The sequence below is a fragment of the Nocardioides sp. Root122 genome (assembly GCF_001425025.1).
In the GTDB taxonomy this organism is placed as follows: Bacteria; Actinomycetota; Actinomycetes; order Propionibacteriales; family Nocardioidaceae; genus Nocardioides.
This window is the reverse complement of the sequence record NZ_LMDE01000003.1, coordinates 152919-175980: the sequence shown is the minus strand read 5'-3', so window position 1 is coordinate 175980 and position 23062 is coordinate 152919. Positions and strand designations below refer to the sequence as shown.

Genomic DNA, 23062 nt, shown 5'->3' with positions numbered 1-23062 from the left:
CATGACTCGGATCATCGGGGGAACGGCGGGGGGTCGCCGCCTGGAGACGCCGCGCGGGCAGACCACGCGGCCCACCAGCGACCGGGTGCGCGAGGCGCTCTTCTCCGCGGTCGAGTCCCGCACCGGCTCCCTCGACGGACTGCGCTTCCTCGACCTCTACGCCGGCTCCGGCGCGGTCGGCCTCGAGGCGTGGTCGCGCGGTGCCGGCGTGGTCACGATGGTCGAGCAGGACCGGCGCACCGCGGCACTGATCTCCCGCAACGCAGTGACCCTGGGGTTCGCGCGGGCCAAGGTCGTCGCCGTACCCGTCTCCACGTTCCTCCAGGCGACACCCACGGCCCCCTACGACGTCGTCTTCTCCGACCCGCCCTACCCGATGTCCGATGCCGACGTCTCCGGCGACCTCGGCGCCCTCGTGGCCCACGGCTGGCTCGTCCCCGGCGCCCTCGTGGTCGTCGAGCGCGCCGCCAAGCGCAGCTCGGTCACCTGGCCGGAGGGGATCGAGGAGGACCGCACGAAGCGCTACGGCGAGACCGCCCTTTGGTACGGTCACGCCACCGCGGCACCCTGACCCAGCAGGCGCCCAGCCCCTCACCTCAGCACGAAGGGAGACCCGCGTGCGTCGCGCTGTCTGCCCCGGTTCGTTCGACCCGGTGACCAACGGCCACCTCGACATCGTCGGTCGCGCCGCCAAGCTCTTCGACGAGGTCGTGGTCGCGATCGGCGTCAACATGAGCAAGAACCGGCTCTTCACCCCCGACGAGCGCATCGCGATGCTCGAGGAGGCCACGGCCGACATCCCCAACGTGCGGGTGTCGGGCTTCGAGGGCCTCATCGTCGACTTCTGCCGCGAGATCGACGCCGTCGCGATCGTGAAGGGGCTGCGCGGGGCGGGCGACTACGAGTACGAGCTCCCGATGGCGCAGATGAACTCCCACCTCACCGACGTGGAGACGGTCTTCCTGCCCGGCGCGGTGGGCAACGCGTTCGTCTCCTCCAGCCTGATCAAGGAGGTCGCCGGCCTCGGTGGTGACGTCCGCGGGCTGGTGCCCGAGGCCGTCCGGGAGACGCTCGTACGCCGCCTCGCGGAGCGTCGGACGTGACCCACCCGTCACTCCGGACGCCACTCGTTTTGCCCCGCCGCCCAGCCGACGGATACGATTCCGAGGTTGTGTTGGTGTCCAGATGTGGGAGTTCGACGTGAGCAGCCTGGACCCGAGGGCGCCGCTCGTGCTTGACACGCGCGAGCTCGGGCGCCGCCCGGGGTCCCAGCGTTCGCTCGAGCTCTCAGTTCCGGCACCAGCAGAACTTGGTATCGAAGTCCTCACTGTCCCCGAAGGATCGCCGGTCGAGCTCGACCTGCGGCTGGAAGCGGTCATGGAGGGCGTGCTGCTCACGGGCACGGCCACGGCCGGGCTCGAGGGGGAGTGCGTACGGTGCCTGGAGCCGATCGAGGACGAGATCCACGCGACGCTGCAGGAGCTCTACGTCTACCCCGACCAGCACGACAGGGCCACGGAGCACGACGACCGTGACCTCGACGACGAGACCAGCCGCCTCGAGGACGACCTGATCGACCTCGAGCCCCTGCTGCGGGACGCGGTGGTGCTCGCACTGCCGTTCCAGCCGCTGTGCATGGACGATTGCCCGGGATTGTGCACCGAGTGTGGTGCGCGGCTCGCGGACGACCCGGACCACGCGCACGACGCACCGATCGACCCGCGCTGGGCAGGACTCGCAGAAATCCAGCAGGATCCCCAGGACTGACCGATTCACCGGGACAACCCCCGGCTGAAGCAAGCAACAGGAGACAACCATGGCTGTTCCGAAGCGGAAGATGTCGCGCAGCAACACGCGCCACCGCCGTTCGCAGTGGAAGGCCGTCGCGCCGACCCTCGTGACGTGCGCCAACCCCGCCTGCGGTGCCAAGCACCTCCCGCACCGTGCGTGCGGTCAGTGCGGCCAGTACGGCGCCCGGGCCGACCGTCGCCAGGTCCTCTGACCACCGACGAGCTCCGCGCAGCGCTCGGTGATCCGGTCCTGGATCCCGAGCTGCTGCAGCGTGCGCTGACCCACCGCTCGTTCGCCTACGAGAACGGGCAGATCCCGACCAACGAGCGCCTCGAGTTCCTCGGCGACTCGGTGCTCGGGGTCGTGGTGACCGAGACGCTCTACCGCACCCACCCGGACTTCTCGGAGGGGCGCCTGGCCAAGCTGCGCGCCGCGGTCGTCAACGCGCGTGCGCTGGCCGAGGTGGCGCGCACCATCGACCTCGGCCGGCACATCATGCTCGGCCGTGGTGAGGAGACCACCGGCGGTCGCGAGAAGGCATCGATCCTGTCCGACACCGTCGAGGCGGTCATCGGTGCCATCCACCTCAGCGGCGGCATGAGCGAGGCCGCCCAGGTGATCCACCGGCTCTTCGACCCGGTGATGGAGGCCGCGGCCTCCATGGGCGCGGGCCTCGACTGGAAGACCTCCCTCCAGGAGCTGTCGGCCGAGAAGGGCCTCGGTGTCCCCGAGTACCTCATCGAGGACGACGGTCCCGACCACATGAAGACCTTCGTCGCGCGCGTCCGCGTCGGTGAGCTGGTCCTCGGCAACGGCACCGGCCGCTCCAAGAAGGAGGCCGAGCAGGGCGCCGCCGAGACGGCCTACCGTGAGATCCGGGCCATGCAGGGCACGCCCGCCGAGGCCGTCGACCCGGCGGAGACTGCCGCACCCGTCGACGCCGACGCCTGAGCCGTGCCGGAGCTCCCCGAGGTCGAGGTCGTCCGCGCCGGCCTCGAGCGCCACGTGCTCGGCAGCACGATCGAGGCCGTCGAGGTGCTCCACCCCCGGCCCGTACGCCGCGACCACCGCGGCTCGACCGGCTTCGTCGCCGCCCTGGTCGGCCAGCGCATCGACGCCGTCCGTCGCCGGGGCAAGTACTTCTGGCTCGCGCTGGCCCCCGTCCCGGGCCACGACCGCGGCGACGCGCTGCTGGGTCACCTCGGCATGAGCGGCCAGATGCTGCTGCACGAGCCCGGCGCGCCCGACGAACGGCACCTGCGGGTCCGCTTCACGCTCGCGCGGCCCGACGCTCGCCCGCTCGAGATGCGCTTCGTGGACCAGCGGATGTTCGGCGGGCTCGCCGTCTCGGCCGGTGGCGCCGAGCTGCCGACCGAGATCGTGCACATCGCGCGCGACCCGATCGACCCGGAGTTCGACGACGCCGACTTCGTGCGCCGCGCCCGGCGCCGTACGTCCGCGGTCAAGCGTCTCCTGCTCGACCAGGGGCTGATCTCGGGCGTCGGCAACATCTACGCCGACGAGGCGCTGTGGCGCTCCCGGCTGCACGGCGAGCGGCCCGGCGACCGGCTGAGCGGCCCGGCGCTGCGCGGCCTCCTCGGCCACGTGCGCGAGGTGATGGGCGAGGCGCTGGCGCAGGGCGGCACCTCCTTCGACGCGCTCTACGTCAACGTCAACGGGGAGTCGGGCTACTTCGACCGCTCGCTCGACGCCTACGGGCGCGAGGGCGAGCCGTGCCGGCGCTGCGGCACGCCGATCCGGCGGGTGGCCTTCATGAACCGGTCGTCCTACTTCTGCCCGCGCTGCCAGCGCCCGCCGCGCACCCGCTGACCCCGTCCCCGGCCCCGTCGCCGGCATTGACCGGACCCGAGCAGGGTGCGACTCTTGGAGACGGCCGCCTCGCGGCCCCGAACCCCCTTTTGCGGAAAGGCACCCCATGGCCAAAGCGCTGATGGGTCACGTGAACCACGACGCACGAACGGCCTCGCTGGCCGTCGAGAACAGCCGGCTCCGGCGCCGGGTCGGCGACCTGGAGGCCCTCGTCCTCCGCCTGCAGGCCGAGAACGACCGGCTCGCCGCCGCGGCCCGCGACGAGCTCACGGTCGAGGACCTGCAGCTCGCCTGAAATCCCGGTGCGACCGGTGAGGTCGCACCGTAGGCTCACCTCCTTGTGAGCCCCTTGGTCGAGACCGTCTTCCCGAGGCGGCTCGGCACCGGCTTCCGCTGGCTCGTCGCCAGCTCGTGGGCCAGCAACCTCGGTGACGGCTTGATGATGGCCGCCGCGCCGCTCCTGGTGGCCTCCCAGACCCGCAACCCGGTCCTCGTCGCGACGGCCGCGATGGCCTCGCAGCTGCCCTGGCTGCTGTTCGGGCTGCTCGCGGGTGCGCTCGCCGACCGGCTGGACCGCCGCGTGGTCATCATGACGATGAACGTGGTGCGGGCGCTCGTCCTGGTCGTGCTCACCACGTTCGTGTGGACCGGCCACGTGAACATCTGGCTCGTGCTCGTCGCGCTCTTCGCGCTGGGCACGGCCGAGGTGTTCGCCGACACCACCTCGTCCACGCTGGTCCCGATGCTCGTGCCGAAGCCCGACCTCGGGATCGCCAACGCGCGCATCATGGCGGGCTTCCTCACCCTCAACCAGCTCGCCGGTCCCGCCCTCGGTGCGCTCCTGTTCGCGGTAGGCATGGCCGTGCCGTTCACCGTCCAGGCGGTCTGCATCGCCCTGAGCGTGCTGCTGGTGGCCCGGATCGGGACGCCGCGCGGTGCCGTGCGCGAGGACCTCGACTCCCACATCCGCCAGGACATCGCGGAGGGCATGCGCTGGCTGGTCGGCAACCGCGCGGTGCGCACCCTGGCCCTCGTCATCGTCACCTTCAACGTCACGTGGGCCGCCCCCTGGTCGGTCCTGGTGCTGTGGGCCCAGGAGCGCGTCGGCGTCGACGCGGCCGGCTTCGGGCTGCTCACCACCGCAAGCGCGGTCGGCGGCCTGGTCGCGACCGTGTCCTACGGCCGGTTGGAGAAGCGGGTCCCGCTCGCCTCGCTGATGCGCGCCGCGCTGCTGTGCGAGGTGCTGTTCCACCTGGCGATGGCCCTCACCACGACGTACGTCGTCGCGTTCGGGCTCATGGTCTTCTTCGGTGCGTACGCCTTCGTGTGGGGCACGCTGTCCAGCGCCGTGCGGCAGCGGGCCGTGCCGACCGAGCTGCAGGGCCGCGTCGCCTCGGTCTACATGATCTGCGTGATGGGCGGGATGCTGCTCGGCTCCTTCCTCGGCGGCCTGATCGCGCACCAGTGGGGGCTGACCGCGCCCTGGTGGTTCGCCTTCGCGGGCGCCGGCATCACCCTCGCCCTGGTGTGGCGCGAGCTCGGCCACATCGCCCACGCCGACGAGGCCGCGACCGTCGACGCCTGATCGCACCCGCCCGACGCGCCGTCTGGTTCGATGGGCGGATGGATGCCCTCGCCGAGCTCGTCGGGTCCCTGCCCGGCGGGGTCGTGTCCACCGACGCGGCCACTCTGGAGAACTACCGGTTCGACTGGTCCAGGGACACCGGTGCCGGCACACCCGTCGCGGTCGTCCGGGCCGAGGACGCCGGCCAGGTGCAGACCGCGGTCCGCTGGGCCGCGGCCCACGGCGTGCCCGTGGTCCCGCGGGGAGCCGGGTCCGGACTGTCCGGTGGGTCCAGCGCCGTGGACGGCGGCATCGTGCTGAGCCTCGAGCGGATGCGTGCGATCGAGGTCGACGGCGACTGCCAGGTGGCCGTCGTCGAGCCCGGCGCCTTCAACGCCGAGGTCAAGACCGCCGCCCGCGAGCACGGCCTCTGGTACCCGCCGGACCCGTCGTCGTACGAGATCTGCTCCATCGGCGGCAACGTGGCCACCAACGCCGGCGGCCTGTGCTGCGTGAAGTACGGCGTGACCACTGACTACGTCCTCGGCCTCGACGTGGTGCTCGCCGACGGCCGCTTGATCACCCTCGGCGGCAAGCGCATCAAGGACGTCGCCGGGCTGTCGCTGCTCAAGCTCTTCGTGGGCTCAGAGGGCACCCTCGGCATCGTGACGCGGGCGATCCTGCGGCTCGTCCCGCTGCCGCTCCCGCCGGCGACGCTGGTCGCCTCGTTCCCGAGCGTGGGTGCCGCGGCGCAGGCCGTCGTCGCCGTACGACGGACCATGCGGCCCTCGATGATGGAGCTGATGGACCAGGCTTCCATCAACGCGGTGGAGGACCACGCGCCACGGGGCCTCGACCGCTCCGCCGGCGCCCTCCTCGTCGTGCAGTCCGACGCGCCGGGGGAGGCGCGGGTCGCCGAGATCACCACCGTCCAGGCGGCCTGCGAGGCCGCCGGCGCGACCGAGGTCGTGGTCACGGACGACCCGGAGGAGGGGGAGATGTTCGTGTCGGCCCGCCGCGCGGCGTTCCCGGCGGTGGAGGCCCGCGGGTCCCTGCTGCTCGAGGACGTCGGCGCGCCGGTTCCGCTGCTGCCCGACCTGCTGGCCGCCGTCGCCGAGATCGGCCTGCGGCACGACGTCGAGATCCCGACCGTCGCCCACGCCGGCGACGGCAACACCCACCCGATCATCGTCTACGACGCGGCCGATCCCGCCTCCGAGGCGCGGGCTCGCGCCGCCTTCGACGACATCCTGCAGGCGGCGATCCGGCTCGGCGGCACCATCACCGGTGAGCACGGCGTGGGTCGTACGAAGAAGTCCGCGCTGCCCGACCAGCTCGGTGAGGACGTGATGGAGCTGTCGCGCCGGATCAAGGACGCCCTCGACCCCGCGGGGATCCTCAACCCGGGCGCCGTGCTCTGATCGCCCACGTTCGTTACGGTCAGGACATGATCCGCGAGCGCCACCTCTTCGGTCCCGGTCCGTCGAACCCCTACCCGGAGGCCACCCGCGCGCTGGCCGAGCCGCTGCTGGGCCACCTCGACCCGGAGTTCCTCCGGATCATGGACGAGACCTGCGAGATGCTGCGCACCGCGTGGGGCACCACCAACGCCCGCACGCTGCCGCTCAGCGCGACCGGATCGGCCGGCATGGAGGCAGCCTTCGTCAACACCGTCCACCCCGGCGACGTCGTCGTGGTCGCGGTGAACGGGCTGTTCGGCCAGCGGATGACCGACGTCGCCGCGCGCTGCGGCGCCGAGGTGGTCGCGGTCGAGCACGAGTGGGGCGAGCCGATCGACGTCGACCGCGTCCTCTCGGCCCACCCGAGCCCCGCCATCGTCGCCGCGGTCCACGCCGAGACCTCGACCGGCGTGCGCTCCGACATCGCCGCGCTCGGCGCCGCACTCCGCTCGCAGGGCGGAGACGCGCTGCTGCTCGTCGACGCGGTCACCTCGATCGCGGGGATCGAGCTGCGCGCCGACGACTGGGGCGTCGACCTCGGCTACGCCGGCACCCAGAAGTGCCTCGGCGTCGCACCAGGACTGGCGCCGTTCACCATCAACGACCGCGCGTTCGAGCGCCGTGTCGAGAAGCCGCGCTCCTGGTACCTCGACCTCGGCATGCTCGGCGGCTACGTCGGCGAGGCAGGGGTCAAGGACGGCGGCAAGGGCCAGCGGACCTACCACCACACCGCGCCGACCGCGATGGTCGCCAGCCTGCACGCCGGGCTGACCCGGATCCTCGAGGAGGGCCTCGAGGCCGTCTGGGCACGCCACCAGGCTGCCGGCGACGCGTTGCAGGCCGGGCTCCAGGACCTCGGGCTGGAGCTCTTCGCCGCCGAGGGCCACCGGCTGCCCGAGCTGACCACGGTCAAGGTCCCCGACGGCGTCGACTCGGCTGCGGTGCGCAAGCAGCTGCTGGAGCAGTACGACATCGAGATCGGCGCCGGCGCCGGACCGTACGCCGCCTCGGTGTGGCGCATCGGCCTGATGGGCCGCAACGCCCGCCCCGACGCCGTGCTGCTGGTCCTCTCCGCGCTGCGCGAGGTCCTCGGGCGCTGAGGGGCGCCGATCAGCCGAGGCGCTCCACGGCGAGGGCGCCCAGGGCCAGCAGGTCTGCCTTGGGTGGGCGGACCTCGGTGAAGCTCACGTCGAGCACGGAGACGGTGCGGCCGACGCGCGTGACGAGCACGCGCCGCCAGGTCGTGGCGCCACCCTGCACCCAGCCGATCAGCACCCCGGAGGACTCGTCGCCCACCCGGGGCGGGATCCAGGCGCGGTTCTTGAGCAGGACCTTGCCGCCCTCGCCGTCGTCGGTGTGCACGTCGCCCACGCAGCGCTTGGTGAAGAACCGGTAGCGCTGGACGAGGAGGCGCGCGGCCCGCTTGGAGGGGAAGCGGACGACGTTCTGGTCGATCAGCGCCACGGAGCGGCGGCGGCTCGCGGGGGAGACGCTGCCCAGGATGCGGCTGCTGCCGCGCACGACCTGCTCCTGGTCGTCGCACCCCCGTGGTGCGAAGAGGGGGGAGCGCATCACGATCCGGATCGGGTCGTCCATGTCGGGGTAGACCGTGGCGTAGTCGGCGAGCGTCAGCAGGTGCTCGCGGCCGACCGGCGCGGGAGCCGCCGCCGCCGGCCCTGCCGCCACGCCGAGCAGGACCACCACGAGCGTCACCAGCGAGATCGTCGTCCTGCGCATGCCGACCAGCATGGCGGCGAGGCACGCCGGTGTGCAACGGGTGCGGGCCACGCCGGTGTCGTAGGGTGAGCCGCGCTGAGCTTCCCCAGTTTTCAGTGCCCGATCCTGACGGCGAGGAGCCCGCGTTGTACCTGAAGAGCCTGACCCTCAAGGGGTTCAAGTCCTTCGCGTCCTCGACGACCATGCAGCTCGAGCCGGGCATCACCTGCATCGTCGGGCCCAACGGCTCCGGCAAGTCCAACGTCGTGGACGCCCTGGCATGGGTGATGGGCGAGCAGGGTGCCAAGAGCCTGCGCGGCGGCAAGATGGAGGACGTCATCTTCGCCGGCACGTCCGGGCGCCCGCCGCTGGGCCGCGCCGAGGTGCAGCTGACCATCGACAACTCCGACGGTGCGCTGCCGATCGACTACGCCGAGGTCACGATCAGCCGCACGATGTTCCGCAACGGCGGCTCGGAGTACGCCATCAACGGCAACGGCTGCCGCCTGCTCGACGTGCAGGAGCTGCTCAGCGACTCCGGCATCGGCCGCGAGATGCACGTGATCGTCGGGCAGGGCCAGCTCGACTCGATCCTGCACGCGACCCCCGAGGACCGCCGCGGCTTCATCGAGGAGGCCGCGGGCGTCCTCAAGCACCGCAAGCGCAAGGAGAAGGCGCTCCGCAAGCTCGACGCCACCGACGGCAACCTGACCCGGCTCGCGGACCTGCTCTCCGAGATCCGTCGCCAGCTCAAGCCCCTCGGTCGCCAGGCCGAGGTCGCCCGCCAGGCCCAGACCGTGCAGGCCGACGTGCGCGACGCCCGCGCGAGGCTGCTGGCCGACGACCTGGTCACCGCGCGCACCGCGCTGGACCAGGAGATGGCCGACGAGACGCTGCTCAAGGAGCGGCGCGAGCAGGTCGAGGCCGAGATCGCGGCGGGCCGCGAGAGGGAGGCGCGCCTCGAGGCGACGCTCCGCGACGACCTGCCCCGCCTCGCCGCCGCGCAGGAGACGTGGTTCGCGCTGTCCGGCCTCAAGGAGCGGCTGCGCGGCACCGCCTCGCTGGCCGACGAGCGCATCCGCAACGCCGCCGGCGCCGCCGAGGGCGACACCGTCGACTCCGGGCGCGACCCCGACGAGCTCGAGGCCCAGGCCGAGCGCGTCCGCCGGCAGGAGACCGAGATCGGGGAGCAGGTCGAGCAGCACCGCGCCGCGCTCGACGCCGCTGTGGTCGCCAAGCGCGCTGCGGAGGAGGCCGCCGCCGAGGAGGACAAGCGGATCGCGGGCCTCCAGCGCGCCGCCGCCGACCGCCGCGAGGGGCTGGCCCGCCTCACCGGCCAGGTCAACGCGTTGAAGTCCCGGGCGGAGGCCGCCGACGCCGAGATCCAGCGCCTGACCGACGCGCGCGAGGACGCCGCGGCACGTGCCGAGCGCGCCCAGCGCGACTTCACCGCCCTCGAGACCAAGGTCGCGGGGCTCGACGCGGGTGAGGAGGGCCTCGACTCCGAGCACGAGCAGGCCGTCGCGGCCCTCGACGAGGTCGAGGAGCAGCTGGCGCGCGCCCGCGAGGACGCCCAGCAGGCCGACCGCGACCGGGCCGGGCTGACCGCGCGCCGTGACGCGCTCGAGATCGGCCTCAACCGCAAGGACGGCGCCGGCGCGCTGCTCGCCGCGACCGACAAGGTCGACGGCCTGCTCGGCTCGGTCGCCGCCCTGCTCGACGTGGACCACGGCTACGAGGCCGCGGTCGCCGCGGCCCTCGGCACCGCCGCCGACGCCGTGGTGGTCGCCGACGCCCACGCCGCCCTGGCGGCCATCGGCCACCTCAAGGACGACGACCTCGGCCGGGCCGGACTGCTGCTCGGTGGCGCACCCCTCGACGACCGCGACTGGCCCGGCCTCCCCGACGGCGCGACCTACGCCGTCGACGTCGTGGCCGCCCCCGACGACGTACGCCCCGCGCTGGTGCGGCTGCTGCACAAGGTGGCTGTGGTCGAGGACCTCGCCGCGGCGCGCAGCCTGGTGGACGCCGTCCCCGACGTCGTCGCGGTGACCCGCGAGGGCGACCTCCTCGGCGCGCACTTCGCGGCCGGCGGCTCCGGCCGCCAGCCGAGCCTGATCGAGGTGCAGGCCGCGGTCGACGACGCCACCGCCAAGCTGGCCGAGGCCACCGCCACGGCCGAGCGCCTCGGTTTCGAGATCTCGCGCCTCGAGGCCACGCGCCACGACACCCTCAAGCGCGTCGACGTCGCGCTGGCCAAGCTGCACGAGTCCGACGCCACCCTCGCCGCGGTCGCCGAGGAGCTCGGCCAGTACGGCTCGCAGGCCCGCGCGGCCAAGGGTGAGGCCGAGCGGCTCGAGCGCGCCATCACCACGGCCCGTGAGGCCCGCGAGGCCGACCTCGCCGGGCTCGTCGAGCTCGAGGCCCGCCTGGCCGCCGCGCACGACGTCACCGACGAGGAGCCCGACACCTCCGAGCGCGAGAAGCTGGCGGAGGCCGCCCGTGAGGCCCGCCAGGGCGAGATGGATGCCCGGCTCGCGCTCCGCACCGCCGAGGAGCGTGCCCGCGCGCTGCACGGGCGCGCCGACTCGCTGCTCCGCGCCGCCCAGGCCGAGCGCGAGTCCCGCGCCCGCGCTGCCGAGCGCCGCGAGCGGCTGATCCGCGAGGGCCGGGCGGCGCAGGCGGTGTCCGTCGCCGTCCGCATCGTGCTCCACCAGCTGGAGCGCTCCGTGATGGACGCCGCGGACGAGCGCGCCGCCGTGGAGGAGTCGCGCCAGGGCAGCGAGCAGCAGCTGATGGCCGTCCGCACCCGGCTGCGCGACCTCGGCCGGGAGCACGACGAGCTGGTCAACTCCGTGCACCGCGACGAGATGGCCCGCACCCAGCAGAGGATGCGCATCGAGCAGCTCGAGGAGCGTGCGCTCGAGGAGCTCGGCCTCGACCCCGACGGACTCGTCAACGACTACGGACCCACCACGCTCGTCCCCTTCAGCGGCCAGGTGCCGGAGGGGGAGGAGCCGCCGGAGCCCACGCCGTTCGTCCGCGAGGAACAGGTCAAGCGGCTGCGCTCGGCCGAGCGCGCGCTGTCCATGCTGGGGCGGGTGAACCCGCTGGCGCTGGAGGAGTTCTCCGCCATGGAGGAGCGCCACAAGTTCCTCACCGAGCAGCTCGAGGACCTCAAGCGCACCCGCAAGGACCTCCTCGACATCGTCCGCGAGGTCGACGCCCGCGTGGAGCAGGTCTTCACCGAGGCCTACGCCGACGTGGAGAAGGCCTTCGACCAGACCTTCGCCCGGCTGTTCCCCGGTGGTGAGGGCCGGCTGGTGCTCACCAACCCGTCCGACATGCTCACCACCGGCGTCGAGGTCGAGGCCCGACCTCCGGGCAAGAAGGTCAAGCGGCTCTCCCTGCTCTCCGGCGGCGAGCGGTCGCTGGTGGCCGTGGCGTTCCTCGTCGCGCTGTTCAAGGCGCGTCCCTCGCCGTTCTACATCCTCGACGAGGTCGAGGCGGCGCTCGACGACACCAACCTCGGGCGCCTGCTGCAGATCTACGAGGAGCTGCGCGAGACCTCCCAGCTGCTCGTCATCACCCACCAGAAGCGGACCATGGAGGTCGGTGACGCGCTCTACGGCGTCACCATGCGCGGCGACGGCGTCTCCGCAGTGATCAGCCAGCGCCTCCGTGACGCGGAGAGCGCGTAGTGGAGCCCGCTGCGAAGAGCGACCGAACGGCGAGGCCGACCCGCGACGACTACGTCGCCTGGCGCACCGCGACGACCCGGTGGCGCGACGACGACGCCTACGGCCACCTCAACAACGCGACCTACTACGAGCTCTTCGACACCGCGGTCAACGCCTACCTCTACGACGCGACCGGCCTCGACGTGCGCTCGCTTCCGCAGATCGGTGTCGTCGCGGAGACCGGATGCCGCTACTTCCGCGAGATCGGCTTCCCCGAGCCGATCGAGATGGGCCTGGTCGTCGACAAGGTCGGCACGAGCTCGATCGTCTACCGGATCGGGCTCTTCCAGGGAGAGTCCGACGAGGCGGCGGCCGAGGGCCGCTTCGTGCACGTCTACGTCGACAACTCCCGCGGTGCGGGCGCCCGGCCGGTGACGCCGATGCCCGACGCCGTGCGCGAGGCCGTCGTACGCCTCATCCGCTGACCGGGCACTTCCTCCCCGTCCCGACACGGCGGTCGGAGATGCGGGGTGACGTCCGGCCCTGTGCGATGGTGGGGAGGAACCGACCGGACCACCTCGGAGGGATCCCCCGTGCTCGCGATCATCCTGATGATGACCCTCGGCGTGCTCGTCGCCGCTGCCGTCGGTGTCTACGTCGCCTACCCCCACCGCGGCGCGAAGATGCCCGTCGCGCCCCAGCTCGGCACCGCCATGCGCAAGGGCGTCGACGCGCTGCCCACGCTGGAGGACTCCGAGTCGCGGGTCTGACCGCCGCGGATCGCTGAAGGCCCGGCGCGGCGCTCCCCACCGCGCCCGGGGCGGACTAGCGTGCCGGACGTGAGCGGTGCACGCCGGGATGCAGCGAAGGGCTACTGCGCGGCCTGCGGGTCGACCGTGGGCCGGCCGTTCCGGCCCGGGCCCGACGGGCGGCCGGACGCCGTGTGCCCCCGGTGCGGGAGCCTCGAGCGACACCGCTTCCTGTCCCTGCTCCTCGGCGTCCTCGCGCCGGAGCTGCGTGACCTCGACACCGTCGTGGAGATCGCCCCGTCGCGCCAGTCGACGGCGCTGCTCGACCGTGTGGAGGCGCGCCGCCGGGTCACCCTCGACGCCGGCTACGACCACCGTGCGGTCGACGCCCTCGCCAGCGTGACCGCCCTGCCCCTGCGGGACGGCTCGGTCGACCTGCTCGTCTGCTACCACGTGCTCGAGCACGTGCCCGACGACTGCGCGGCGATGCGCGAGATCGCCCGCGTGCTCAGCCCACGGGGCATCGCCCTGCTGGAGGTGCCGATCAAGGGCGGCGTGGCCACCGAGGAGGACCCGTCCGCGACCCCGGAGGAGCGCGTGCGGCGGTTCGGGCAGAGGGACCACGTGCGGTGGTACGGCGACGACTTCGACTCACGGCTGTGCGACGCCGGACTGGCGTCGGTGCGGGTCACGCCGCCGGCCCTGGTCGGGGAGTCCGCGGTCCAGTGGTTCCGGCTGATGCCCCACGAGGTCGTCTGGGTCGTCCACCCCGGCCGCGAGGCGTCGTCGCCGATGCTGGCCGACGGCACGGGGTCCGGCCTCACCGCCGCCTTCGACGCCGTGCTCGGCGACCTCGCCCGTGCGCAGGAGCGGCTCGAGCGCAGCCGCGCGCGTGCCGACCGGCTGGCCGCCGAGCGCGACGCCCTGCGCGCCCGGCTCTCCGAGGCCTCCGCCCAGCAGCGGGCACGCGAGCGTGGGGTGCTCACCCGGCTTCGCCGCGTTGCGCGCCTCTGATTGGATTGGCCCATGGGTGACTGGCTGTATCTGATCATCGGCATCGCCGTCGTCGGCGTGCTCACGCTCGCCGGGCTGCTGACCTCCGGGCGCCGGCGCAAGGCCGTCCCACCGACGGGTGGCACCGACGTCATCGTCCCGCCCCCGACCGAGGGCGAGGCGGCCACCGCGGCCCCGCCGGAGCCGCCGCTCGTCACTGACGAGCCGCTCGCCCCGACGCTCGACAAGCCGGAGCGCTCCGGCACCCGCATGCAGCGGCTGCGCGAGCGCCTGTCGCGCTCGCAGGGCGGTCTGGGCAAGGGCCTCCTTGCCCTCCTGAGCCGTGACCGGCTCGACGAGGACACGTGGGAGGCGATCGAGGACACGCTGCTCACCGCCGACATCGGGGTCGCGCCGACGCAGGCGCTGGTCGAGCGGCTGCGCACGCGGCTGCGGGTCGAGGGCGGACAGGTCCCCGATGCCCGCACCGTCCTGCGCGAGGAGCTCATCGAGCTCCTCGGCACCGACCTGGACCGCCGGGTCCAGGTGAGCGGCGCCGACGGCACGCCCGGCGTGGTGCTCGTGGTCGGCGTCAACGGGGCCGGCAAGACCACCACGGTCGGCAAGATCGCCCGCATCCTGGTCGCGGAGGACCTCACCGTCACGCTCGGCGCGGCCGACACGTTCCGCGCCGCGGCCGTGGACCAGCTCGCCACCTGGGGCGAGCGCGTCGGCGTCGAGGTGGTCCGCGGGCCCGAGGGCGGCGACCCCGCCAGCGTGGCGTTCGAGGCCGTCAAGCACGGCATGGACAACGGCGTGGACACCGTGCTCGTCGACACCGCCGGCCGCCTGCAGAACAAGGCCGGCCTGATGGACGAGCTCGGCAAGGTCAAGCGCGTCATCGAGAAGCAGGCCCCGGTCACCGAGGTGCTGCTCGTCCTCGACGCCACCACCGGCCAGAACGGCCTGATCCAGGCCCGCGTCTTCAGCGAGATCGTCGACGTCACCGGCATCGTGCTGACCAAGCTCGACGGCTCCGCCAAGGGCGGCATCGTGGTGCAGGTCCAGCGCGAGCTCGGCGTCCCGGTCAAGCTCGTCGGTCTCGGGGAGGGCCCCGACGACATGGCGCCGTTCGACCCCGCCGCGTTCGTCGACGCGCTGCTCGGCTGACGTCTGCGCCGTTCAGCGAGAGCCTGACAAGTCCGGGTCGCTACCGGCGGTGATAGCGGGCTCTCAGCCGCGGGCGAGGATCCGGCGCACGGCGTCGTCGATCAACGTCTCGGCACGCTTGTCGAAGCTGTGCTCGGCGATGATCCGGGTGGCGATGCTGCGTCGGGTCTCGTCGTCCGGGAACGCGTCGTACGGCGGCGCGATGAGGCGGGCGAGCTCGTGCTCGTTGTCGAAGGGCAGCACCAGGCCGGAGAAGATCTCCTCCAGGCCGTCGATCCGGTCGCTGAGGATGCGGGCGCCGCAGGCGGCGGCGTCGAAGAGCCGGTTGGACGCGAAGCTGTCGCGCCGCATGTCGAGATGGTGGTCGTTGAGGACCACGCCGGCCGAGGCGTAGAGCGCGCCGACCTCCTCGTTGGCCACGCCGCCGGAGGCGATCTGTTCGCGGTCGACGAACTCGGTCCAGTCGTTGCCGTGCAGCGTCAGGTCGGCGCCGATCGCCAGCGCGCTGCGGACGGCGTAGCGGTAGACGCCGCGGGAGTTGCCGACGAACAGCACCGCCGGACCCGTGTCAGGCTCGGCGCGGTCGGGGTGGAACCAGCGCGTGTCGGTGCACTGCAGCAGCGGCTCGATGGGGGTGCCCCACTCGCGGGTCATCCGCGAGGACCAGCTCGTGCTGGCGGCGTAGACCAGGTCGTAGCCCGCGACCTCCTCGGGCGAGATCATGTCGGGGTGGCTGATGATCCACTCGACGTTGAGCAGGCCGGGGCGGGGGGTGACCCGGTCGAGCCCGCGCAGCACCAGGAGCACGTCGTCGTGGTCGCGCGAGTCGCGTTCGCGCGCGTCACGCCGGTCGATCGCCACGTGCTGGCCGCGCCGCTCGAGGGCGTCGGCCAGGGAGCGGGCGAAGTAGGTGTCGCCCCAGCGGTCGCCCCGGTTGGCGGCCGGGGCGGCGATGTCGATCGCCCAGCGCAGCCGCGGCGGCGACTCGTGGATGCCGCTCACCGGCCGGAGCACGAGCTCGGGGACCAGCACGGCGGGTGACTGGCGGTCGTCGGGGTCGGCGCAGACCCGCCGGTTGCGCCGGTCGGTCACCTCCAGGCCGGCCTCGCGCAGCAGCGCGGGCGCCACGTCGGGCGGGGGCGTGGCTCCGCTGACCCGCAGCGACGCCATCGCCCCGATGAGCTCCTCGGGGCGCGCGTAGTCGGTGCGGGAGGTGATCACGGCGTCCGGGACGACGACCGAGTCGCCGAGCCCCGCGTGCCGGGCCCGCAGCCCGAGGTCGGTCTCGGCGAGGACCGAGTGGAAGCGGCCGCTGAGGCCGCGCAGCGCCACCGCCGTGTCGGTCCGCAGCGCCACCAGCGGTGTGGCGGGCGCGGCCACCGTGCACTGCCCGATGCGGACCGCGTCGCTGGTCGGCAGGCCCGCCAGGAACAGCTCGGGGTTGGGGTTGTCGTCGTCGAACCGCGCGCCCGCGCTCAGCACGACGCCGTCGAGGTCGACGACCAGCGGCTGCGCGAGGGCGACGCCCGGCTGGCGTACGACGTCGGCCAGCTTCTCGGCGATCGGCTGGCGGGGCGGCATGGCCTCGGGTCGGATCAGCAGCAGGGTGCTGCCGTCGGCGTGGGCGATGCCGATGTTGGTCGCCGCCGAGGTGGAGAGCGCGGTCGGCACCGAGACGAACCGGGCGCCGGAGATGATCGAGGCGATCGAGGCTGCCAGCACGTGGTGGGCGCGACGCAGCCGCACGCCCACGAGGATCAGCTCGGAGCCCTCGCGCGGCAGGGAGCTGAGCCACTCGACGGTGCGGCGCGGCTCCGGACCCACGGGGAGGACGTGGCTGACGAGACCCTCCGACCGTGGGCGGGCGGCGACCTGGTCCCAGTCGACGAGCTGGCGCTCCAGCACCACGGAGTCCCAGTCGTCGCCGAAGCCGGCGGTGCCGACGTCGGGCCGCTTCAGGACGGGTACGTCGACCGGGACGGGCTCGTGGTCGCGCGTGAGCCGCAGGAGCAGGTCGTGCTCGGCCGAGCCCCCGAGCGACTCGTCGAAGCCGCCGACGTCCTTGATGGCCGTGCGCCGCAGCAGGGAGGTGGTGAGGTCGACCGGCCGACCGCCGACCAGCTCCAGGCGGGACCGCGCGACGGCGCCGGCGCCGGCCACCACGGCGGCGGCCCCGGACCCGTGGGCGTGGGCCAGCAGCTGGGCCAGCATCTCGGGCAGCCACTCGCGGCCCGGCGGCAGGAAGGCGACGTGCTCGGCGGTGCTGTGCTCGAGGGCGGTGTTGAGCGCCCGGGCGTGCCCGCAGCGCGACTCGCGGACCAGGGTGATCCGGTCGTCGAACGCGGCCATGCCCTGCAGCACCCAGGCGGTGTCGTCCAGCGATCCCCGGTCGACCGCGACCAGGTGCCAGTCGGCGAAGGTCTGGGCCTGCAGCGAGGCGACGGTCTCCCGCACGAGCGGACCGCAGTCCTGGGCGGCCATCACGACCGTGACGGCGGGTGACGTGGCCAGCCGCGCCGGCAGGTCGGGGGAGTGGCCCAACAGCTCGGGCCGCTCGAGGACGACCTCGTCGCGCCAGGCCGTCGCGGCCTCGATGGCGGCCGCGCGGTAGGTCCCCCAGGAGACCTTCTTGGGCAGGATCCGGGTCGGCAGCGCGGTGCCGGGCCCGGAGACCGAGAGCCAGTAGGAGAGCGCGCCGTAGGGATGGTGGCGGGCCTCGGGCATGGACGCGAAGATGATCCGCGGGTCGACCAGCGGGTGGGGGGCGATCCGGTTGCGGCGGCGGCGCTCGGAGACGTACCAGATCACCGGGTGCTGGCCCGAGCGCTGCCAGGACCGACGGCGACCGATCCACTGGGCCTCGAAGAGGGGGTGCGGCGACACCTCGCCGGCCTGCACGACCGCGCGAGCGGCGTCGTAGTGCGAGCCGAACCGGGTGCCGAGCTGCGCAGCGACGAAGTCGACGTCGACGAGGCCGGAGTCCACGAGGACCTCCGCCGGGTCGTCGAGCCTCACCTGGTGCTGCCGGCGCTCACCGCGCATCGGAGTACCTCACGCGCGGGAACAGCGGCTCCAGCGCGAGCGGGGTCGGCAGCAGCCGCTCGGTGTCGCGCAGCGGGTAGTACTGCGCGGTGTCGGCGAGGAACTGGCGTACGCCGTCGAAGCGCTGCGGGAAGCGGCGCTCGCACAGCTCGAGCAGCCGGTCGGCGTCGAGGTTGTAGGGGTCGTAGCGGAGGGTGTCGATCTTGACGTAGGGGAGCCGGGCGTTGTCGAGCACCCGGTCGGCGAGGCTGCGGGCCGGGTTCCAGGGCTCGTTGGCGCGCTCGCGCCACTCGCGCACTTCCGCGCGCGTGCGGGGGAAGGAGGAGCGGTGCGCCGCCCACCACCGCATCCGCTCCCGCGCGATCCTCCGGTCCTCCGGGGTCTCCACGAAGTAGGTGTCGGAGGAGAAGCCGGCCTCGTAGAGGCGGCGCGACATGCCGATCTCGTAGCGGCGGATGACCTGGCGGCGCTTGGAGATCGGCTCCATCTCCTCCCAGAACGCCGTGAAGGCGTGCGAGGCGACCACCCACGGCCGGAAGGCCACGAAGAACGACTGGATGTGCGGGGCGAGGCGCTCCGCGGCCGTCAGGCCCCAGAAGTCGCACGGCCGGGAGGCCATCTCCTCGAAGATCGGCGTGTAGGAGTCGAGCGCGAAGACATAGGTGTCGTTGCAGACCATCACCTCGTCGTAGGCCGTCAGGTCGCCCGCGGCGTCGAGACCGACCTTGTAGCTGAAGAAGTCGTAGCCGTAGTTGGCCCGCTCGACGACCTCGGCGCGCTCGTTGAGCCACGCCCGCGCGGAGTCCTGGAGGTGGGCGGTCGTGCAGACGAGCAGCTTGTCCACCGACGCGGCCAGCGCCTCGACCTGACCACGGACGTGCGGCCGAAGATCTCCGGCGACGTCGTAGTGCGCCATCACGGCCAGTCGGGACACGGCCGAACCCTAACAAGGCGGGTCCGGAGGCCGTCCCGTTCACGCACCTGTAACACGAGCGCGCATTCCGTTGCCTGCGCGCAACATGTGCCGCGACCAGCCGTCATGTCCTCCGCACAGGCTTCGGTCGAACGCGTGGACCCCTGCATGACACCGGCGTCATGACCCCGGCGGGCCACTCCCCATACGTTTCCTGCCCGATCCCTGGAGGTTCTGTGGACGGCTATTACGCCTTCATGCTGGTGGCGACCGCCTTCGTCCTGATGATGACGGTGCCCGCGCTGGCCCTGTTCTACGGCGGCATGTCCCGGTCGAAGTCCGTGCTCAACATGATGATGATGTCGTTCGTCGCGGCAGCGATCGTCGGCATCCTCTACGTCGCCGTCGGCTGGTCGATGGGCTTCGGTGGCGACGGCACGCTCTTCGCCAACCCGTTCGAGCTGCTGTGGCTCGACGGCGTCACCACCGACAACTACATCTACGTGATGTTCCAGATGACGTTCGCGATCATCACCGCCGCGCTCATCAGCGGCGCGGTCGCCGACCGGCTCAAGTTCTCGGCGTGGGTGGTCTTCCTGCCGCTGTGGGCGCTCATCGTCTACTTCCCGCTGGCCCACATGGTCTTCAGCTGCACCGACGACTCGCTGATCTGCGGCCGCATCGGCGCGCAGGACTACGCCGGTGGCACCGCGGTGCACATCAACGCCGGTGTCGCGGCCCTCGTCCTGGTGCTGCTGCTGGGCAAGCGGATCGGCTGGCCGCGTGAGCAGATGCGTCCGCACAACCTGACGCTGACGATGCTCGGCGCCGGCATGCTGTGGCTCGGCTGGTACGGCTTCAACGTCGGCTCGATCGTCTTCGGCACCACCTTCGACGAGGACCCGGACGCCTTCCTCTCGCAGTTCTACTCCGAGACCGGGCGCACCTTCGCCAACACCACCCTCGCGACCTTCGCCGCGATCCTCGGCTGGCTGCTGATCGAGCGCCTGCTGCACGGCAAGGCCACCTCCCTCGGTGCCGCGTCCGGCATCGTGGCCGGCCTCGTCGCCATCACCCCGGCCGCGGGTGCGGTCGACATCGGTGGAGCCGTCGCGATCGGCGCCGTGGCCGGCGCGGTCTGCGCCTGGGCCGTCGGCCTCAAGTACAAGCTGGGCTACGACGACTCGCTCGACGTGGTCGGCGTGCACCTCGTCGGTGGCATCATCGGCACGGTGCTGATCGGGGTGTTCTCCACCGCCGACGGCGCCGGTGGCGTCGACGGGCTGATCCACGGCGGCGGGTTCGGCTCGCTGGGCGACCAGACCCTCGGTGTCCTCGTCGCGGTCGTCTACTCCGGCGTCCTCACCACCGTCATCGCCCTCGCCATCAAGTACACGATCGGGCTGCGCCTCGACGAGGAGGACGAGGTCAACGGCATCGACCTCGCCGCCCACGGCGAGTCGGCGTACGACCTGCACAGCGGCACCAGCGGCGGCTCCTCGAGCGTCCTCGCCGCCAGCACCGCCACCCGCACGGAAGGAGTCAACGCATGAAGCTCGTGACCGCGGTCATCAAGCCGCACAAGTGGGAGGACGTCCGCGAGGCCCTCGAGACCTTCGGCGTCGCCGGGATGACGGTCTCCGAGGTCAGTGGCTACGGCCGCCAGAAGGGCCACACCGAGGTCTACCGCGGCGCGGAGTACGACATCGCGCTCGTGCCCAAGATCCGCCTCGAGATCGTCGTGGACGACGCGGACGCCGACGACATCGTGGGCATCATCGTCAAGACGGCGCAGACCGGTCGCATCGGCGACGGCAAGGTCTGGGTCAGCCCGGTCGAGACCGTCGTACGGGTCCGGACCGGCGAGCAGGACGCGTCCGCGCTCTGATGGTCGACGTCCTCTCGGGCCTCCTGACATGACCGCAGCACAACGCCAGACCAGGGCCACCTCGGCCGACGAGCTCTGCCGGCAGGCGTACGCCGCCTGCGACGGGCCCGTCGCCGGGGTGGCCCTGGTCGCGGTCGGGGGCTACGGGCGCGGCGAGCTCGCGCCCCACTCCGACCTCGACGTGGTGCTCGTCCACGACGACGGCACCGACCTGGGCGAGCTCGGCGGCTCGCTCTGGTACCCCCTCTGGGACTCGGGCAGGCGGCTCGACCACTCGGTCCGCTCGATGAGCCAGGTGCTCGAGGCAGCCGGCGACCTCCGGGTCGCGCTCGGCCTGCTCGACGCCCGCCACCTGGCCGGCGACCCGGGCCTCAGCCTGCGGCTGCGGACCACGATGCTCGCCGACTGGCGACGCCAGGCGCGCTCGCGGCTGCCGGAGCTCAAGGCGCTCACGCACAAGCGTCACGAGGTGACCGGCGAGCTGGCCCACGCCTCGGTGCCCGACGTCAAGGAGGCCGAGGGCGGGCTGCGCGACGCCGGCGTGCTCAAGGCCATCGAGGCCAGCTGGCTCGTCGACGCATCGACACCGGCGCTGGAGGCGGCCCGGCTGCTGCTCCTCGACGTGCGCGACGAGGTGCAGGACCTGGCGGGGCGACCCGTCGACCGGATCGCGCCTGAGATGTGGGCACCGCTCGCCGAGCGCCTCGACCTCCCCGATGCCGAGGCGGCGCAGCGCCACGTGCGCTCGCTAGGGCGCCGGATCACGCACCTGTCGCGCCTGGCCTGGCGGCGTACCGACGCGGTGCTGGCGCGGACGACGGGGGAGAAGGGCCGTCGCACCCCGGCCCTCGAGCGGATCGCGCCGGGCATCGCGCTGTCCCGTGGCGAGGTGGTGCTCGACGCGGGGACGAAGCCTGGGGACGACCCGACGCTGCTGCTGCGCGCGGCGGCCGAGGCGGCGAGCCGCGACGCCGTGCTCGCACCGACCACCGCCGCTCGCCTGGTCCGCGAGGGTGCCGAGCTGCCCACGCCGTGGCCGGCGTCGGCCCGTGACGCCCTCGTGCGCCTGCTCGCCAGCGGTCCCGGCCTGCTGCCTGTGTGGGAGACGCTGGACGAGGTCGACGGCATCGAGACGTTCCTGCCGGAGTGGGAGCAGATCCGGCTGCTGCCGCACGCCTCGGCCATCCACCGCTTCACCGTCGACCGGCACGTCGTGGAGACCTGCGCCGAGGCCGGCTCCCTCATCCGGGGCGTGCGGCGCCCCGACCTGCTGCTGGTGGCCGCCCTGCTGCACGACATCGGCAAGGGCTCGCTCCACGACCACGCGGTGGCCGGCGAGCCGCTGGCCCGCAAGATCGTCACGCGGATGGGCTTCACCGACCTCGACGCCGAGGTGGTGGCCTCGCTCGTGCGGTGGCACCTGCTGCTCGCCGGCCTCGGCACCACCCGCGACCCCGACGACCCCGCGACCACCGCCGAGCTGCTGACCCACGTCCCCGATGCGGCGAGCCTGGAGCTGCTGCGGGCGCTCACCGAGGCGGACGCGCGGGCCACCTCCTCGGCGGCCTGGACCTCGTGGCGCGAGTCGCTCATCGACCGGCTCGTCTCCCGCGCCGGCCAGGCGCTCGGTGCCGAGCTGGTGCCGTCCGCCCCCGTCGAGCCGCTGCCGGTCCCCGACGTCGTACGCCGTGACGCGGACGCGGTGTGGGTCGACGTCGCCCCGCACGAGGTCGGCGCCACCGTCACCGTCATCGCCGCTGACCGGGTGGGCCTGCTCGCCGACGTCGCGGGTGGGCTCGCGGCCCTGCGGGTGCCGGTGAAGGCGGCCCGTGCCTGGGCCCAGGTCGACACCGACGGCGAGTGGGGCGTGAGCGCGTGGGAGGTGCCGGACGCCTACCTCGACGCGACCGTGGTCCGCGAGCGGATCCGGCGCGTCGTCGAGGGCAGCCAGCGTCTGCCGGACCTGGCCGCCCGCCCGGAGGGCGAGCTGCCGCCGATCGTGGAGGTGCGTCCGGACGCCTCGCGCGCCTCGCTGGTGCTGGAGATCCGCACCTCCGACCGACCGGGCGTGGTGCACCGGGTGCTGACGACGCTCGCCGGGCTCGGCCTGACCGTCGCCTCGGCCCACGTGTCGACGCTCGGCCCGCAGGCGGTGGACGTGTTCTACGTCCAGGAGGTCGGCGGCGTACGTCCCACGGAGGAGCGGGCCGCGGCGGCGGCCCACGCCGTACGCACCGCGCTCGGCGGCTGATGGCCCGGAGTTCCC

21 protein-coding genes are annotated in these 23062 nt (G+C 73.0%); 18 read left to right on the top strand and 3 right to left on the bottom strand.

All coding sequences use genetic code 11. The annotated features are described in order from the left end of the window. Position 1 precedes the first annotated feature (1 nt). The 10 genes from rsmD to ASC64_RS05600 all read left to right on the top strand — a co-directional run bounded on the left by rsmD (position 2) and on the right by ASC64_RS05600 (position 7745). The gene (rsmD, locus tag ASC64_RS05645; protein ID WP_056906558.1) at positions 2-571 is read left to right on the top strand and encodes a 16S rRNA (guanine(966)-N(2))-methyltransferase RsmD; all 570 of its coding nucleotides are present in this window, start codon (positions 2-4) and stop codon (positions 569-571) included. 46 nt (positions 572-617) lie between these two features. Next, positions 618-1103 (top strand): pantetheine-phosphate adenylyltransferase, encoded by a 486-nt coding sequence (gene coaD / locus ASC64_RS05640; RefSeq protein ID WP_056906557.1) that lies wholly within the window; start codon positions 618-620, stop codon positions 1101-1103. 274 nt (positions 1104-1377) lie between these two features. Next, positions 1378-1767 carry a DUF177 domain-containing protein gene (locus ASC64_RS05635; RefSeq protein WP_306666222.1) on the top strand — a complete coding sequence of 130 codons (390 nt, stop codon included), beginning with the start codon at positions 1378-1380 and terminating at the stop codon, positions 1765-1767. Positions 1768-1816: 49 nt separating this feature from the next. After that, positions 1817-2002, top strand: coding sequence for a 50S ribosomal protein L32 (gene rpmF / locus ASC64_RS05630; RefSeq protein ID WP_056906555.1), 186 nt, complete (start codon positions 1817-1819; stop codon positions 2000-2002). Then, positions 1957-2742, top strand: coding sequence for a ribonuclease III (gene rnc / locus ASC64_RS05625; protein WP_056906554.1), 786 nt, complete (start codon positions 1957-1959; stop codon positions 2740-2742). Before rpmF ends, rnc begins: the two co-directional genes overlap by 46 nt. A 3-nt stretch (positions 2743-2745) precedes the next feature. Then, a complete protein-coding gene (gene mutM / locus ASC64_RS05620) occupies positions 2746-3621 on the top strand; it encodes a bifunctional DNA-formamidopyrimidine glycosylase/DNA-(apurinic or apyrimidinic site) lyase (RefSeq protein ID WP_056906553.1) in 876 nt (291 codons plus the stop codon). Between the two features lie 106 nt (positions 3622-3727). Then, positions 3728-3916, top strand: a complete 189-nt coding sequence (locus tag ASC64_RS05615; protein ID WP_056906552.1) for a hypothetical protein — start codon at positions 3728-3730, stop codon at positions 3914-3916. Between the two features lie 45 nt (positions 3917-3961). Then, the gene (locus ASC64_RS05610) at positions 3962-5206 is read left to right on the top strand and encodes an MFS transporter (protein WP_056906551.1); all 1245 of its coding nucleotides are present in this window, start codon (positions 3962-3964) and stop codon (positions 5204-5206) included. 38 nt (positions 5207-5244) lie between these two features. Continuing rightward, entirely contained in the window at positions 5245-6606 is a 1362-nt protein-coding gene (locus tag ASC64_RS05605) for an FAD-binding oxidoreductase (RefSeq protein WP_056906550.1), read from the top strand. A 26-nt stretch (positions 6607-6632) separates the two neighbouring features. Beyond that, positions 6633-7745, top strand: a complete 1113-nt coding sequence (locus ASC64_RS05600) for a pyridoxal-phosphate-dependent aminotransferase family protein (RefSeq protein WP_056906549.1) — start codon at positions 6633-6635, stop codon at positions 7743-7745. Positions 7746-7755: 10 nt separating this feature from the next. On the opposite strand, the gene ASC64_RS05595 is transcribed toward ASC64_RS05600, so the two are convergent. After that, positions 7756-8433 (bottom strand): sensor domain-containing protein, encoded by a 678-nt coding sequence (locus tag ASC64_RS05595; RefSeq protein WP_156385039.1) that lies wholly within the window; start codon positions 8431-8433, stop codon positions 7756-7758. A 74-nt stretch (positions 8434-8507) separates the two neighbouring features. Here ASC64_RS05595 and smc point away from each other — a divergent pair, with 74 nt between their 5' ends. The 5 genes from smc (at position 8508) to ftsY (ending at position 14953) form a co-directional block, all read left to right on the top strand. Beyond that, a complete protein-coding gene (smc, locus tag ASC64_RS05590; protein WP_056906547.1) occupies positions 8508-12062 on the top strand; it encodes a chromosome segregation protein SMC in 3555 nt (1184 codons plus the stop codon). After that, complete coding sequence (locus ASC64_RS05585; protein ID WP_056906546.1) at positions 12062-12526, top strand: acyl-CoA thioesterase; 465 nt, start codon at positions 12062-12064, stop codon at positions 12524-12526. Before smc ends, ASC64_RS05585 begins: the two co-directional genes overlap by 1 nt. Positions 12527-12634: 108 nt before the next feature. Next, a complete protein-coding gene (locus tag ASC64_RS21935; protein ID WP_156385038.1) occupies positions 12635-12811 on the top strand; it encodes a hypothetical protein in 177 nt (58 codons plus the stop codon). A 69-nt stretch (positions 12812-12880) separates the two neighbouring features. Further along, entirely contained in the window at positions 12881-13804 is a 924-nt protein-coding gene (locus ASC64_RS05580) for a methyltransferase domain-containing protein (protein ID WP_162245771.1), read from the top strand. A 12-nt stretch (positions 13805-13816) separates the two neighbouring features. Next, positions 13817-14953, top strand: coding sequence for a signal recognition particle-docking protein FtsY (gene ftsY / locus ASC64_RS05575; RefSeq protein ID WP_056906544.1), 1137 nt, complete (start codon positions 13817-13819; stop codon positions 14951-14953). Positions 14954-15016: 63 nt separating this feature from the next. Here the strand turns inward: ftsY and ASC64_RS05570 are convergent, their stop codons facing one another. Beyond that, positions 15017-17995, bottom strand: a complete 2979-nt coding sequence (locus tag ASC64_RS05570) for a glycosyltransferase family protein (RefSeq protein WP_056906543.1) — start codon at positions 17993-17995, stop codon at positions 15017-15019. Beyond that, the gene (locus tag ASC64_RS05565) at positions 17985-18929 is read right to left on the bottom strand and encodes a rhamnan synthesis F family protein (RefSeq protein ID WP_056906542.1); all 945 of its coding nucleotides are present in this window, start codon (positions 18927-18929) and stop codon (positions 17985-17987) included. The genes ASC64_RS05570 and ASC64_RS05565 overlap by 11 nt, the downstream gene beginning before the upstream one ends. Before the next feature lie 215 nt (positions 18930-19144). On the opposite strand from ASC64_RS05565, the gene ASC64_RS05560 reads away from it, so the two are divergent. From ASC64_RS05560 to ASC64_RS05550, 3 genes are read left to right on the top strand one after another with little or no spacing between them, the layout of a single operon-like run. Next, a complete protein-coding gene (locus ASC64_RS05560; protein WP_056906541.1) occupies positions 19145-20461 on the top strand; it encodes an ammonium transporter in 1317 nt (438 codons plus the stop codon). Then, entirely contained in the window at positions 20458-20796 is a 339-nt protein-coding gene (locus ASC64_RS05555; RefSeq protein WP_056906540.1) for a P-II family nitrogen regulator, read from the top strand. Before ASC64_RS05560 ends, ASC64_RS05555 begins: the two co-directional genes overlap by 4 nt. Positions 20797-20824: 28 nt before the next feature. Next, positions 20825-23047 carry a [protein-PII] uridylyltransferase gene (locus ASC64_RS05550; protein ID WP_056906539.1) on the top strand — a complete coding sequence of 741 codons (2223 nt, stop codon included), beginning with the start codon at positions 20825-20827 and terminating at the stop codon, positions 23045-23047. Positions 23048-23062 lie beyond the last annotated feature (15 nt).

Coding starts and splice junctions, on each gene's coding strand:
- rsmD (WP_056906558.1), top strand. CDS start 2: ATGACTCGGATCATCGGGGGAACGGCGGGGGGTCGCCGCCTGGAGACG.
- ASC64_RS05635 (WP_306666222.1), top strand. CDS start 1,378: ATGGAGGGCGTGCTGCTCACGGGCACGGCCACGGCCGGGCTCGAGGGG.
- rpmF (WP_056906555.1), top strand. CDS start 1,817: ATGGCTGTTCCGAAGCGGAAGATGTCGCGCAGCAACACGCGCCACCGC.
- ASC64_RS05615 (WP_056906552.1), top strand. CDS start 3,728: ATGGCCAAAGCGCTGATGGGTCACGTGAACCACGACGCACGAACGGCC.
- ASC64_RS05605 (WP_056906550.1), top strand. CDS start 5,245: ATGGATGCCCTCGCCGAGCTCGTCGGGTCCCTGCCCGGCGGGGTCGTG.
- ASC64_RS05600 (WP_056906549.1), top strand. CDS start 6,633: ATGATCCGCGAGCGCCACCTCTTCGGTCCCGGTCCGTCGAACCCCTAC.
- ftsY (WP_056906544.1), top strand. CDS start 13,817: ATGGGTGACTGGCTGTATCTGATCATCGGCATCGCCGTCGTCGGCGTG.
- ASC64_RS05570 (WP_056906543.1), bottom strand. CDS start 17,995: ATGCGCGGTGAGCGCCGGCAGCACCAGGTGAGGCTCGACGACCCGGCG.
- ASC64_RS05555 (WP_056906540.1), top strand. CDS start 20,458: ATGAAGCTCGTGACCGCGGTCATCAAGCCGCACAAGTGGGAGGACGTC.
- ASC64_RS05550 (WP_056906539.1), top strand. CDS start 20,825: ATGACCGCAGCACAACGCCAGACCAGGGCCACCTCGGCCGACGAGCTC.